Source organism: Bacillus sp. B15-48 (assembly GCF_016879755.1).
GTDB lineage: Bacteria > Bacillota > Bacilli > Bacillales > Cytobacillaceae > Mesobacillus_B.
The window spans coordinates 863,228-877,969 of sequence record NZ_WOFU01000001.1; the positions used below are offsets into that span (position 1 = coordinate 863,228).

Here is a 14,742-nt window from a genome sequence, read left to right on the forward strand (position 1 = left end):
ACACTAAATATTTTCAAATCTCAACAAAAATTCCCGGGAAATATCTACAAATTATGAGCAAATATCGACAATGATTGAGAGCAAGGCCAGTGGTCAGACTCCAAACCCTAGGACGATACGTGGGCAAAAAGAAAAAGAAAAACAACTGGTGAACCAAAAGATCGAGCAGGTGAAACAGGGGGACGGTTCTTGCGTTTCGAAGAAAAGATAAACTAAACTCTCCTTTCTCTCGTGAAACAGGTTTATTGTGGGCGTCAGTGACAAAAACTTAAATTGGAAATAAATAGTGGAACAGCAGAACCGTCCCCACGTTTCAAAAATCCCTAACTTCTGTGCAATTCGAGGATTAATCCCAATATAAGCTTCCTTTTCATCACTAAGATTCAAGAAGTGAAATTGAGAATTAAGTCTGTAGGGATGATGAGGAGTGATTAACCAAAAAGGGGGTTCCGTCGTTGGCAATTTCTCCCCCAAAGCTAAGCCTCTATCTATCCTTGCACCGGCATTTCCATTCTCCCTTATCCTTTTTCCCTCATTACCAACTACATTCTTTAATGATAAATCTGATATTTTCCCCTCTTGACCCTTTGCAGGAAATACCGGTGCCACGCGCCCTCTAAGATCTGCAAGCTTTTTCACGCCATAAAGCTTATGTACTCGATCATTAAATTGCGCTTCCAAATACTCTTCTTCCGATGAGTGAATGGGAAATGAACAACTGCCAGGCAGAGTCTCTTCCAACCTCAAGGCAAATTCCTTCATTATAATCCATTCACAGCGGCTCTCATGATAAGGGGCAACAGCTTTTTCATTGAAAGCCATTCCTTTATGCCAATCATTCACCACAATATCCAATTCTTCAAAGTAAGTTGTTGTCGGCAAAACCAAGTTTGCCATTTTAGCTGTCGGATTGTTCAAATCCAACAAACGCCCTTTAAAAGATGCAGTCTTTCCGGAAAGCTGATTGTTAAAGATTTTAATAGCGCCCTGCCTAACAAACAAACCGCCTCCATCCTCGCCATGAATCGCAGCCAAGGCTTGAATAGCAAGTAAATTTCCCCTCGCATTGCCATGTCTCTGTAACCCATTGCCAATAACATGAACGACCGGCCCGGCATTACTTAACCAGTCCCCCAAGAGATCAAGGGCTCCGTTGGAAACTCCGCATCTAAGAAGTGCATCTCCCGATTGAATATCCCAAACCTTGTCAATAAAACTAACTAGGTTTTCCAAAAACCCTAGATTATTGGACTCTACAGAACCTGCCAATTTATCCATAAAAATTTTTCGGACATAAGTGATCCTTGCCGTCCACAAATCCTCCCGCAACCACTTCGGCCTCAAGGAGTCTTTTTAATAATAAACCAGCTAAAATCCCATCCCCACCGGGGCGAACCTGGATAAATAAATCTACCAATTCGGCCGTTTGGGTGTACAGCGGATCGATGACAACAACCTTTGCCCCTTTCACTTTCGCTTCAATGATAAAAGGGATGAGATGGATATTAGTAGCGGCAGGGTTAGCACCCGAGATGATAATTATAGACGCCTCTCTTATCTTAAGCGGATTCCCTCCCACTCCACTCTCAATCCCCATCGCTTCAAAGGATTCAAAAGAAGACGATGAATCAATGATTCTCGTAAATTCTCCGATGCTGGCAAAGAACTGTTCCGTCACAAAGTGGTGAACCCTTTACTAATTTCTATTCTTTTGTGATAAATGTTTTATTCCCTTCTATACCATCAAACTTTGGACACAAAACCATATAACTAAAATAGTTTGGGTCAGTCCCCATAACCGAGGACTGACCCAAAACTTCCGTGGAACATCTTGTGAAACAAGATTTTTCGGGGCGTCACTGTGACGACGCCAACAATTTCTTTATAGCTGACAAAAATACTTCGACGACGATTAATCCAAAGCTTATTGGGATTAAAAGATAGATTGGATAGACTGGAATTAATTTGCCGCCAACTGCAACTGCCATTTGGTCACTGATTCCAGCTTGGGCGAATTGCCAGCCGTAGATGGTTAAAAGTGTAAAGATAATGAGCTCAATGACAAGAATAATATACGATGACACGATTCGAAAACGGCGAGGTGCCTTTTCGATTAATTCACCTAGCTTAGGTTGTACTCCCGAACTATACGTATAAGCAAGTGCAGGAAAAATCGCTATAGGCATTAAGAAAAACTGGACGATTTCAAACGTGCCTGCAATAGGAGCAGTAAAGACATTTCTCATAAAAACATCGGCAACGATAAGAAACATCATACTAAAAGTAGCAATGCCTCCTATAAGGACGCCTATCAGTTTTAATTTATTGTTAATATTTACTATTTTGTTAAATACTCCATTCATCACGATCACCTATTTTCCTATAAAGTGAAACTTCCATCAGTGAAGGTTTTCCTTCATCCCTCACTGATGGTTAGTCGCGCTGCGATAAATTCCAGTGTATTTACTTCATCGTTTGTGGCAACCATGTTGCTAGTTCAGGGAAGGCAATTAATAAACCACCAACAACTATAAATGCAACAATCGAATACACTAGCGATGTTCGAAAAAGTTTTTCAATTGGAATCTTAGTAACTCCGCCAACTGCATAAACACTAATACCCACAGGTGGCGTAATAAGACCTAGCGTACAAATGACTGATAACAAAATACCGAACCAAACAAGGTCAATACTCGCAGCTTGTAAAATTGGTAATAACATAGGTACGGTCATTAGGATTACGGCCATTCCTTCAATAAACATAAATAAAAAGAAGTAGATTAACATAATAATCACTAATAATAGAATAGGAGAGTCCATTAACGGCCCAAGCATATCAATCACTTTTCTCGGAAGCATTGATAACGAAATAAAACGTCCGAATAATGAAGCCCCGATTACAATCGCCATCGCCATTACTGAAACTTTAGTCGTTTCAATCAATGAACTCACGATAAAATCTTTATTTATTTTCCCTAAAACTAGCGCAACAATTAAACTAATAAACGCACCAACTGCACCAGCTTCCGTTGGTGTAAATATTCCAGTATAAATACCACCAAAAATCGATAAAACAATTAACGTACCAGCGATAACAATGATAATATAGCGACCGACAGAGGGATCGTCATCATCCTCTGAATCAGTCACGGTCAAATCGTCTTGGTATTTTCGCAAATAAACAATCGTTACGACAGAAAATACAACCATCATAAGAATTCCAGGAATAAAGGCTGCTACAAACAATTGACCAATTGAAATTTGTGCCGTTACTCCGTAAATGATCAGCAGAACACTTGGTGGGATGATGGCTGAAAGAGAACCTGCTGCAGCTGCTAATGTTCCAGCAAGATGGTCTGGATAACCTTTCTTTTTTAACTCTGGCACCGCAACCTGTCCAAGCGCAGCTGCTGTTGCTGTACCTGAACCCGAAACAGCACCGAGAAATCCTCCTAAAAAGACTGTCAACACACTAAGTAAACCAGTTCTCCCTTTAGAAAGTTTAAACACTAGATTGTAAAAGTCTTTAACAATCCCTGCTTTCATAATAAACTGGGCCATTAAAATATAGAGAGGAACCGTGGTTAAAGCATAACTTGCAACCCGAGTATATGGTTCACTTTGTAAAAAACCACTGAGGAGAGACATTCCTCCTAAAATATAAATACCTAAAATTCCAGAAGTTAACAATAAAGAGCTAATATATTGTCCTGTTAGTAATAAAAAAAGAAAGACAATAATAACTATGATGATAGCAATATTTTCAATCATATCCTCACCCCATTCTCCAATACCTAATATTTTCGCGAATAAAACTCCTGTTCCAAATGATTGATCACCAGTGAGGGGATTACCGCCCGTTAATCTGCGATATATCTCAAAAAAATATTTCATACCTCTTACTTTTAATGATTCATCCTCTCACTTTTCTAAAACAACCGTTTTCTAATTTAATTATTTGAATTTTCAGATATTAACTTCTATCATTCTCGCTGTTTTTTTCTAATAGCGCCTTTAAGAATAAGATATATCAGACATCAATCTCCGTCATAAAAGTGAGTGAATGCATCCCTTTCGAACATCAACATTATAAATGAATTCATATGAGTACAAATGGTTATTTTTAAAATTAGCTATGGTTCTTCTAATTAAGATTGGTTATCCCAATTTAAGAATCAAAACAATAAGTTTCTTATCTTAAATGAGTTTACCCCTGTTTGATGTCCAGTTTATCAACAAATTTTTCGCACATCTCGAACGCTCTCTCTTCATTATAAAATTGTAATATATATAAAGTAGATAAATGGATTAAAAATCCGATTACTTCCCAAGACACATCGTGATACTCGATATCTCTTTCCTCGCCATCTTCCTTGTCATGAATAACATCATAAATAAAATTGGCATATGATTCATAACAGTCTAACAATACCGCTTTAATTTTTGCGATATGAATTTCTGAAATTGCCTGGTAAAAAATTTGGAGTTCTTTTTCATATTTATTAAGGGATTTCAGATACGTTTTTATGATATACGTTAAAACTTCTTTCGTTGATCCACTAGCTTCGTTTCGGTAAGAATTGAATAATATTAACGTTTTTTCTCCCATCTTCCTTAACACTTCAGCAAATAAATCCTCTTTGGAATCAAAATGTTTATAAACGATTGGCTCAGTAACACCTGATAATTTCGCAATTTCTGATACTTTCGCTACTCGATAATTTGTTTCAGCAAATACTTGTATCGCTGAACGAATAATGACCCGTTTTCTTTTATCTGCTGGAAGCCGCTTACTCATACAATACCTCATTTTCTTTAAAAATTAGTCGTTCAAAATATTGTAGCACAGTCCAATTTTGTTAAAAATAATTTGTCATCTTGATGGGGGAAATCATCCCCCATTTTTACTCTTGTTTACGTATAGTGTAATCATTTGCTTTTAAGGGAGATTGAACAGCAAATTTAGTTATTAATTGGCCTGAATTGCTGTCTCAATTTATATTTCAAAATTTTTCCTCCTACCGTTTCAGGCAATCGATCAGTATAGATGATTTGTTTTGGCGTTTCAAAACTAGCGAGCTTTTCCCGGCAAAAACGGATCAACTCTTCCTCTTCAACCTGTTGCCCACCCTTAAGGACGACGATCCCTGTTACCATTTCACCCCATTTTTCATGAGGCAAGCCAACCACTGCAGCATTTCCAACACTTGGGTGCATTCGAAGGACAGTTTCAACTCTTATACTGGAGACATTCTCTCCCCCAGATTTGATCACATCTTTATAACGATCAATCATGATGGCTAAACCTTCCTCATCATACATACAACTATCGCCAGAGTGAAACCAGCCACCTTCAAATGCTTCCCGTGTAGCTTGTTCATTTTTATAATATCCTGACATAATCGCAGGGGAACGATAAACAACTTCACCAGATACTCCAGGCTTTGTTATCACCTCTCCTTGCTCGTCCTTAAGAACGGATGCTAATAGAGGATTAGGCACACCAACATAATTGACAACTGGAGCATTCTTTTTGTACGTTTCTGGCCATTTATCATGCCAAAAACGATATCCTGAAATCGATTCTGTCTGTGCTAACAACTCGTACAAGACTAAATCTTTTCCACATAATTCTTTGAGTTTATCATGATATTCTGGACTTAATGCAGCCCAGCCATAAAAAATGACAGATAAACTAGTAGCATCATATTTTCCTTTATTATTGATAAAGGTATCCGTTAACTTTGCTAAAAAGGCTGGTGAACCCGCCCAAAATGCAGTCACTTTTTCATCGGTAATTGCTTGCGCCACAGAAGGTACATCAAAGGTACGTCCGATCACAAACGTGCCACCTGAGAGGAAGGAAGCAAAAGGGAGCACTTGATCTCCGACGTGAAAGATAATCGGCAAAAAGCTACATATTTTCAAATCACCTTCTAAATGCAACCCTCTTGACAGCGATAAAGCGGAATTAAAAGATGCGAAATACGTATATGTGTGGGAAATCATCACACCTTTTGGCATACTTGTTGTTCCTGAAGTGAAAAGAATTTCCCAAATATCATCCCCATGGATTTCAACATCGGGTTCAACTGTCTCTTGATCGGATACAAACGATTCAAACGACTGACTCCCTACTATCACCTTGCCGTTAATTGGAATCGTAATATCTAAATCAAGATGATGTTCATTAAATACAGACTCAATTTTCGGCCAATGTTCGGAATCTGCTATAAAAACCTTAGGTTCTACTAGATTAATGATATAGGAAATGACATCAGGTGCCAGCATCGTATTTACTGGCACAGCAACCATCCCTGCCTTTGCGACACCAATTTTTGCTATTAATGCCTCTGCTGAGTTATCACAGAAGAAAAAGACACGATCTCCACGGTTTAATCCTTTGTTCATAAGAGCATTCGCAAATTGATTGGCCTTATCATTCGCCTGTTTATACGTCAACCTGGCATTGCTTTTATGTGCGTATGCTCCCTCTCTTGCAACGATTGCTTCTTTATTTGGAAAACTATAAGTTACTCTTTCTAGCGTATCGCCAACACTCACTCTTTCCCATCTATTCACATTTCTTCGATTATAAAGAGAAGTTACATCCATTTCCATTTAACTCACCGCCCCTCATGCTAATAAAAATAATTGATATCGAAATAAGAGTTAAAAGAAACTTCCCGATAAATTTGAAGCTATATAACGTCGATTAAATGACTTTAGCCATTTTTAGTAGTTTTTTTCAAATAATGGCGTCTTTGTTAGCGCCTTTCCTAAACTATGAGCTGGTACCCAAATGATGTCAGGCTTTACTCGAACTTCCCCACTCAGGGAGTTTTTTATCCGCTCTTCTAATTGATGTAAGTTAGATTGATCTGTATTTTCTCCATATTCGATTTTCAATTTCAAAGGTGGAGTCACTCTAGGTGGTTTTTCTTCCAACACAATTCTCATTTCCCCTGTAATTTCCGGGATAAATTTTGCAATGCTATTTTTAATGGCAGCTGGATAAATATTTGCGCCCTTAACAATTAACATATCATCTGAACGGCCAACGACTTTAATTCTTCTGCCTTTAAAACCACAGCCTGGACATTCATCCGTAAACACCTGAATAATATCACCTGAAGCGAATCGTAACATCGGGTTCACTTCCCGTTGCAGTGAAGTATAAATCGCTTCACCAATGACCCCATCGTAAATTTCTAGCGGCTCTTTTGTTTCAGGGTCGACTAAATCATCTGGATATAAGTCATAATCTGGAGAAATAACGTGCATTCCGTAATATTCATCTGAGTCGCATGAATGCGCGATTGTACCAGCCAATGGACCAATCCAATCATAGACTCGACATCCAAAAGCTGATTCAAGTTTCTCTTTCACTTCTGGAATCCCGACGCCAATCTCCCCTACGAGAAAGAGTGCTTTAAAATTAAACTCTCTCACATGTTTTCCACAGACTTTCTCTGAATTGTCGATTAAATATTCAGCTAAAGACGGCGTCATAAACCCAGCATGTGGTTTTGTTAAATTCACATAGTTTAAAATCATTTCTGTCCCTGCTCTTACATCTACGTCGATTGGTAGCGCGCCTGCTTTTCGAATTCCCCACAACACACCAGTAGTGGCATAAATACCAAGTGCATGCGCAAATAATATCCGATCCCCAGGAAAAATCCCCGCGTATTTTAGCATCGATTCGATTTGTAAAGCCAAAGAATCAAGGTCTTTATCGGATAATGTATACGTAAATGTCGGTGTTCCCGTCGTACCACTCGTTGTCGCGGTCAATTTAATTTTTTCCACTGGAGCACAAAGATGCATTCCGAATGGATGACCAAATCGCTCAAGCGATTCCTGCTGGCTCGCTCGTTCTTCGTCTTTAGTCATTAAGATTGGGAGTTTTTGAAAATCTTCTAGCGTTTTTATATCATTAGGGTTTACACCTAATTCATCAAACTTTCGACGATATAGTTCTGAACTTCGATAACAATACATCATTTGATTACGTAACTTCTCTTCTCGATAATGCTTAAGTTGTTCGGCATTCATAAAATTTAACATTGTCGTAGTATAGGTCATTCGTGACATCACACTATTCCTCCTAAACTAAAATCCTAGGTAACAACAATTCTATAACTAGATTATGGTTGTACAGAAATCGATTTTATTATAGTAAAAGAATCAATTATTCAATATCGATAATTTCTTGAGGCACTTTTCCTCCAGCATCCAAAATCGCATCTCTCCAGAGAATCGCCATTTTTTTGCCTGCATGACCTTCGTTTTCTAAATTTTCTATCCAATCAAACCATGTTTGCACGAATGCATGATTAAAGTGTTCTTGTACGCCAGGATCTAAGTCATTGAAATGGACAAATCGCCCACCATTTCCTATGAAAATCTCCCTTGCCTCTTCTTCTAGTGACTGCTGGTATTCAGCGGCAGCAAAGATGTTTTCATCGGTTGCTTTTTTAATCATTTCTTGATACTCCTCAGGGATTCGATTCCACGTTTCTTCGGTCATCCCCGTATGAGTCGTCCCGTGTCCAAAATAGATTCCGTCAATGGCATAAGTTAATAACTCGTCATACCCAAAGACATTCCAGCCAGGAATTTCATAAAACAGACCATCTAAGGCATTACGACTTAGAGAGTCGTACGCATCAGTTGCTGGCATCGTAATCGCCGTTGCATTTAAATTATCAATTAGAATTTCTGTGATTCTAGAAGAGCTTCGCAGCCTTATGTCTCTAGTAAAGTCTTCGACGCGGTTAAATTCGACATCTTTTGTTCCAAATACATATGGATCTGTTAGCGGATTGGGAAAAGCGACAATCCCTTTATCGGCAAACTCGATTTCGTAGTATGTTTTGCCATCTTTAAGAACTTCATCACTATTCATCAAATTGTACATAGCGGTTGAGGCAATGGTTGAATTTGATTCTAATAATGGTAATTGGACAACTTCAGTATAAGGAAAACGCTGGGGATCATATAATCCCGCAATTGTAAAGGCCATATCGACTGTTCCACCGCGAAGAGCATCATACTCATTTCCAAATGGGACTAATTCTCCGCCAACAAACACATCAAAGCTAATCGCACCTTCTGATTCTGCCTCAATTTGTTCGACCCAAGGTTCAAACATTCCAATATGCCAAGGATGTAAACTAGGTATTCCAGAAGTAATTCTAAATTTAAACTGTTGTTCTTCTGAACTTCCTGTACTTTCACTTCCACATCCTGTTAAAAGTAAAGCAAAAAGAACTGCTGAAATAAAATGAATAAAACCAAACTTTTTACGGTTCATATATCTTCCCCCTCGTAATCCTTTTTATTTAATGAAAAAAACTATTGTCTTGGAAATAGCGGACTTGCCTATTCGTCTATTGTGAAATTAACTCCGTTTTCGGTTCACAAACTTCTTCATTTCATCAATAGGTTCCCCTGATAAGATCGATTGTTCAAAAAGCTCTGTATCATAAATCATGACATTTTTCATCAGACCTATACTAGCTGCGTTAGCAATCTTTTTCGTCAACCGAATGGGCATAAATGGGCTAGAATCAAGTTTATTAATGATCTTGTCCACTTCATCCATTAATTGATTTTTTGGAGTTACTTTTGTGACCAAATTCATTCTTACAGCTTCTTCAGAATTGATCGTATCGCATAACATAATCAATTCTTTCGCCTTTGCGACGCCAACAATATTAATCAATCTAGGAGTACTCCCCCATGTGAAAAACATCCCTCTTTCTACTTCCGGTATCGAAATCGTTGCTTGTTCCGTCATAATACGGAAATCACAAGCAAGAGCGAGTGCTAATCCGCCCCCAATACAGGATCCATCGATTGCTACGATCGTTACTTGCTCGAGTTCCTCTAATTTGTTCGTAATTTCGAGACCTTTAGATTGAATCAGTCTAGCAGCTGCAGTTGTATAACTGCCGGCTTCGAATTGCTCCATTAATTTGGAAAGGTCTGCTCCACCAGAAAAATGCTTTCCAGCCCCTTTAAATACTACAAACTTGATCTCGCTGTTATAACGAAGGTCAGAGATAATTTCTAACAGTTCATCCATCATTTCTGGACTAATTGCATTCGCTTTTTCCGGGCGATTTAGCGTGATCGTTAACGTGTTATTGTTTTTTTCGATAAGTAAAGTTTCAAATTGTTTCAATTTTACATCCCCTTTTGCTTAAATTTTTTCAGATATTAGATTGGAAGATCATGATTCATGTTGTTTTTAATTTTTTGATTAGTTAATATTTATTAACTTAAATAAATTTTCAATCTATTTTTTGCAATTATACGCTTATTTGTCTTCCCAACAGAAAAAAATCATCTAACCGTTGCTAATCGTTTTTATGGTAAACAACGAAGAAGTTTGGAGAGAAACATGGTTTGTCTAATGGACCGTGAACTCATTTGTTAGTTAATATTAACTAACTTATATGAATGTTTCAAGTGTTTTTTTTGGCTGAAATACTGCCCTACCTCCAAAAAAACACCCATAAAAGGATGTTTTCATTAATAAAACCCAGTAAACATCTGTGATTACGCAGTTTTTTACTTTTAGAATTAACAATTTAACTTATTTAAACTTTACAATTATATCAGAGCGGGGGTCGAATCTACTGGCCTAATTTATTATTGAAAAAAGTGAAACGCGAGATCCATTCCCGGTGTTACTCGGGATAGTAAAGAGAAAATTAAAAAAAGCTACCGCAACTATATGCGATAACTCTCTCCCTTTAGCAATTCACAGTCCTGGGGGATCTGACCAGATTCACAAAAAAGCCCATCCACTTCCGTGGAACATCCTGTGAAACAAGATTATTCGGGGCGTCACTGTGACGCTTTTTACCACGCTTTTTACCACCCCTAAAGATAAGTATGTATATGCCGGTTAAAATCTGTATAGATACTAGTGATATTGTAAGGCGATTCTTCTCCTAGTATGGTTAATCGACTGATGGAATCGATGAGCATTTCTTTTGTTTTTAAATTTTCATATATCGCTAGATTGGAGTGATTGGGCAATAGGCCCAAAAATTCTAGTTTTTTATACGAGGTGCTAATCTCCCTAGAACTATATGAATCGTTATAGAGTAGCTTCGCTTTTTTCTCTTTAAATTCCTCGTGAAGTATTTGTTCGCCTGCTTGAAGGGTTTGAAGGTATGTATCGTAACACTCTAATATTTCGAAATCTAAATCATCGAGTTGTTTTAATATTTCAAGTGTCTTATATAGCTTCCTGAAGTCAATGTCTTCACTGAAATCAACTTCCCCAGCCCATACAATACAGGAAGCACAATAGCTTCTCATTTTTTCAGACTTTGCTTCCACTGCCTCATGAAAAATGTTCTTGATAAACTGATAAAAATTAGGATTGGTATGAACCAGAAGATAGTTTTTTAAAGATTTTATTTCGTTTTTATCCATTACTTGTGTAATGCTATCGATTGCTTTTTGAATTTTATCGACTTCATGCTCGAATATTACTTCTTTCCCGTTCATATTAACTGTGTTTAACACAGCAGCTGTTGCCCCAATCGCTCCAATCCCTAAATTATAATAAATTTGTAAATCCGCAGGAATATTAGCTGATAAGACCAGGGCATTGGCAGCTGTACCACTAGTTAGCCCTTGAATAATTGATTCTTTTATGACTTCATTGTTTTTTCGTTCGTTGGTCAATTTTCATCTCCTCCTTGTTAGCTTTCGATCCTCAAATCAGTTCCTACCAATCGCTCTTCCTTATTCGGTTATCCATTAAAATTGCAAACAAATAGGAAGGTGCTTGCAGATTTTGTAGCGGTACGGTGTTTTCAAGTGGTACATATTTTAACGCTTCATTAAATATACTTTTTGAGACAGAACGATTGGTCCTACTTAGTTTCAAGGTATTTCCTTTTATCACATAGGTAAATTCTCCGCCTCTTATTTGTTTAAATACTTGTCCTTCATGCTCCTTAATTCTTTCCCAAACCCTTTCTAACATTTAGCTCATCTCCCTTTCACATCCAAGGTGAATTGGAATCAGTCCCCCGGTAATGTAACGCTTTACTACGGCGGGGGACTGATTGAAAAATCTATTTTTATTATATTGTTTTAGAAAACTAAGACCATGAACAATAGCTAAAAATCCCCCAATATTATTGGTGCCTAAGATAGGGCCATAGTGAAAAAGAACATTTCCATTTTTCGTATAAACTCCTTTGTATTCCGTTGCTCCCGGGTTTCCAGAACAGGCTGCATCAACGCAAATACTTTCTTCTATAAAGGAATCATTTTCAAATAAATCTCGGTACACGGTGACGAATCCTACTTCCGGATGATTTTTACACCTAGCTTTTGACGCTCACGACATTGCCTTTTAAATGCTTTGCTCGCTTCTTTATTCCCCATAATAGTGAGGGTTGTAGCAAACTCATCCTTATTGATAGAACGGTATAAGGCATTAATCTTTCGCTTAATATAGTTTGCAAAGTAAAAGGTAAGAATGGCTCTATCACACTCAAAGTCTCTATTCTTTATAAACCAGTCAACTAGGCGTTCAACATGAATTTCATCCGGCATTAGAAATGCTCCATCGAGGTATTGAGCTGACCCAATAATTGTATCAACAGTATTGGTTGCTGACATAACACAACTTGCACCTAGACGGTCATAGTGCTCTTGCCCTTCATATTTGATAGAATAATGTTTAATTAATTGGGTTGCTTCATCTACCTTAGCTTTAATATTTTGTATATCCTCTGGTGTAAGCTTTATAGTTTCACTCATTTTATATCCCCTTCACAAAACTAAACTTTTTGTTAATTTTGCCAAACAAACAAATAGAAGGGCATGTCTCAAAAGTAATCATTTCACAACAAAAAAAATGCCCACCAAGCGACCTGGATTTGCCTACCTGACCCGTCCCATTTTTTGATTGGCTTAATGAATAATTTATTTACATAAAAAGGATTGTTGTAAAACAGAGCAGTGGATGAGTCGATTAAAAGACCCATCCACTTTAATGGAATCATTGGTGAAACAAGAAACTTTCGAGGTGTAACTGTAACGTACACTTTTATCAGTGCAGGGGACCCCAGAACTTAGAAATTACATCTTAACAACCATGATGAGATCACCTTTTTTAACGTCTTGTTGATGTTCTCCGATCATTTCAACCACTTCCCCATTCACTCCTGCTACTACATCTGTTCCTTCAAAAAGTAAGCCTGGTCTCATGGTATAGATGGTACTTACTACTGATTTAGGTTTAACGGTGTCCCCTACATAAACGAACCTTTTATTACTTAAGGTAAAAATCAGTTGATGTGGGTTCCCATTCGTTAAAGAGAGATGGCCATCCTTTGGCGCCACGACAGAATGGTAGGTTTCCATCATCGTTTTCATGCCGGCATAAGCACCTAGTGATAGAATCTCGTTTAGCATTTGTTCCGCTTCTTCCTTCTTACAATGGGTAACAATCGTTGCCGGCAGTTTGGCTATCAGTTTTTTAACCTCTTCCGTCTTCATATCGAGTAGATCACCTAGTCTTTTAATCAACAAAGACTTGTCATGGCTATAGGTATACAGCAAGACTTCATAGATTCTATCCTTTTCTTCCTGCTTATTTTCCAAAATTTCATTTTCAAACTGACCAAATTCGATAATGTCAGCTGTTTCGACCTTTTGAGATTCATTGACAATTTTTAAGTTCCACAACAATTCCAAGACAAAGTCAAACAGATTGACTTTGCAATCGGGGCTCATATATGCCCTGTTTTTTAAATATTGCTGGACCATGGAAAGCTTTAGGTCTCTTTCGTCAAAAGCAACACCAGCGAAAGTTAATTGTTCCTTTACTGTTTCTACAAGGTACTTTTCTTCCCCATTTATTTTCTGTATTTTCTCAATTCCCTTTATCAAAGGCGCTTCATACGGTTCGATTGTTTCGAAGCCGTCAACATTCATTCCCTCAAAAAGCCTTTCCATTAAGTCCGGGCTTTCAACTAAACAAGCATAGAAGGACTGAGAGGAAATCTCTTGCTTAATCGGCAGCCCGATCCCATCAAGGGTGGATTTTAATACCATCAAGTCGGCTGTTGACCAACTTCCTTTTGTTCTATGTAAAAAATCATTCGTAATACATACCATCTTTTCTTCATCCGACAACAAGGAATACTCCGTACCGTTATACATCTGGTACTCAATCGTTGTATTCCAATGCAATAATTCAACATTGCGCTCCAACTTATCTAGGCGCGATTCATGCTTGACGATGTCAGCACGTGTTTGTTTGAAGAAAGCTCCCAGCATTTTATAGATTTGATTAAATTCCTCATCACTTTCTAAAACAAGTGTATTTAACTTATTATTCACTGCTGTAACTAAATCAAAGGTTAATAAATTTTGCTCTGCAAGTTTTTGAATCATTTGCTGGGATGCGTATTGGGAGCGGGCAATGCCTTCATCGATTTGTGCTCTTATCTTTTGATTCTTTCCTGTGAGGTTATTCCAATGTCGTTTGAAAAAGCCTTGTTCCGCTAGTTCATTGGCCCTGCCTTCGCTAGCGGCCAAGGCAGTCACAGAGTCAAAGGTCAGTTTGTTAATCATAGCTGCATTCCCTTTATGGGCAGCAATCGCATGCTCAATTAGTTTATTAATCTCCGCCTTTTCTGGCTCTGAAACTTCCATTCTTTTAGGTAAAACGAGTAATTCTCCCATATGTATCTC

The 14,742-nt window shown here is 37.9% G+C and carries 13 protein-coding genes and 1 pseudogene; all 14 read right to left on the reverse strand.

Going from position 1 to position 14,742, the window contains the following annotated elements:
• Window positions 1-93 precede the first annotated feature (93 nt).
• Window positions 94-1,317 carry a molybdopterin-dependent oxidoreductase gene (locus GNT69_RS03890; RefSeq protein WP_203553623.1) on the reverse strand — a complete coding sequence of 408 codons (1,224 nt, stop codon included), beginning with the start codon at window positions 1,315-1,317 and terminating at the stop codon, window positions 94-96.
• Window positions 1,271-1,678: a molybdopterin-dependent oxidoreductase gene (locus GNT69_RS03895; protein ID WP_203553624.1), complete on the reverse strand. Its 408-nt coding sequence runs from the start codon at window positions 1,676-1,678 to the stop codon at window positions 1,271-1,273. The genes GNT69_RS03890 and GNT69_RS03895 overlap by 47 nt, the downstream gene beginning before the upstream one ends.
• A 178-nt stretch (window positions 1,679-1,856) precedes the next feature.
• Window positions 1,857-2,363, reverse strand: a complete 507-nt coding sequence (locus GNT69_RS03900; protein ID WP_203553625.1) for a TRAP transporter small permease — start codon at window positions 2,361-2,363, stop codon at window positions 1,857-1,859.
• Window positions 2,364-2,463: 100 nt separating this feature from the next.
• On the reverse strand, window positions 2,464-3,894 hold the full coding sequence (locus tag GNT69_RS03905) for a TRAP transporter large permease (RefSeq protein ID WP_239094002.1): 1,431 nt from the start codon (window positions 3,892-3,894) through the stop codon (window positions 2,464-2,466).
• Window positions 3,895-4,207: 313 nt separating this feature from the next.
• Complete coding sequence (locus GNT69_RS03910; RefSeq protein WP_203553626.1) at window positions 4,208-4,798, reverse strand: TetR/AcrR family transcriptional regulator; 591 nt, start codon at window positions 4,796-4,798, stop codon at window positions 4,208-4,210.
• Between the two features lie 164 nt (window positions 4,799-4,962).
• The gene (locus GNT69_RS03915; RefSeq protein ID WP_203553627.1) at window positions 4,963-6,621 is read right to left on the reverse strand and encodes a class I adenylate-forming enzyme family protein; all 1,659 of its coding nucleotides are present in this window, start codon (window positions 6,619-6,621) and stop codon (window positions 4,963-4,965) included.
• 114 nt (window positions 6,622-6,735) lie between these two features.
• Window positions 6,736-8,097 carry a phenylacetate--CoA ligase family protein gene (locus tag GNT69_RS03920; RefSeq protein WP_203553628.1) on the reverse strand — a complete coding sequence of 454 codons (1,362 nt, stop codon included), beginning with the start codon at window positions 8,095-8,097 and terminating at the stop codon, window positions 6,736-6,738.
• 97 nt (window positions 8,098-8,194) lie between these two features.
• Entirely contained in the window at window positions 8,195-9,319 is a 1,125-nt protein-coding gene (gene dctP / locus GNT69_RS03925) for a TRAP transporter substrate-binding protein DctP (protein WP_203553629.1), read from the reverse strand.
• 87 nt (window positions 9,320-9,406) lie between these two features.
• Window positions 9,407-10,192 (reverse strand): enoyl-CoA hydratase/isomerase family protein, encoded by a 786-nt coding sequence (locus GNT69_RS03930; RefSeq protein WP_203553630.1) that lies wholly within the window; start codon window positions 10,190-10,192, stop codon window positions 9,407-9,409.
• Between the two features lie 704 nt (window positions 10,193-10,896).
• Window positions 10,897-11,712: a hypothetical protein gene (locus tag GNT69_RS03935; protein WP_203553631.1), complete on the reverse strand. Its 816-nt coding sequence runs from the start codon at window positions 11,710-11,712 to the stop codon at window positions 10,897-10,899.
• A gap of 43 nt (window positions 11,713-11,755) precedes the next feature.
• Window positions 11,756-12,016: a hypothetical protein gene (locus GNT69_RS03940; protein WP_203553632.1), complete on the reverse strand. Its 261-nt coding sequence runs from the start codon at window positions 12,014-12,016 to the stop codon at window positions 11,756-11,758.
• Window positions 12,017-12,121: 105 nt separating this feature from the next.
• A pseudogene (locus GNT69_RS25380) lies at window positions 12,122-12,301 on the reverse strand (ribonuclease H family protein); the annotation flags it as partial.
• 38 nt (window positions 12,302-12,339) lie between these two features.
• The gene (locus tag GNT69_RS03945; protein ID WP_203553633.1) at window positions 12,340-12,801 is read right to left on the reverse strand and encodes a hypothetical protein; all 462 of its coding nucleotides are present in this window, start codon (window positions 12,799-12,801) and stop codon (window positions 12,340-12,342) included.
• A gap of 321 nt (window positions 12,802-13,122) precedes the next feature.
• Window positions 13,123-14,733, reverse strand: coding sequence for a hypothetical protein (locus tag GNT69_RS03950; protein WP_203553634.1), 1,611 nt, complete (start codon window positions 14,731-14,733; stop codon window positions 13,123-13,125).
• Between the last annotated feature and the right edge of the window lie 9 nt (window positions 14,734-14,742).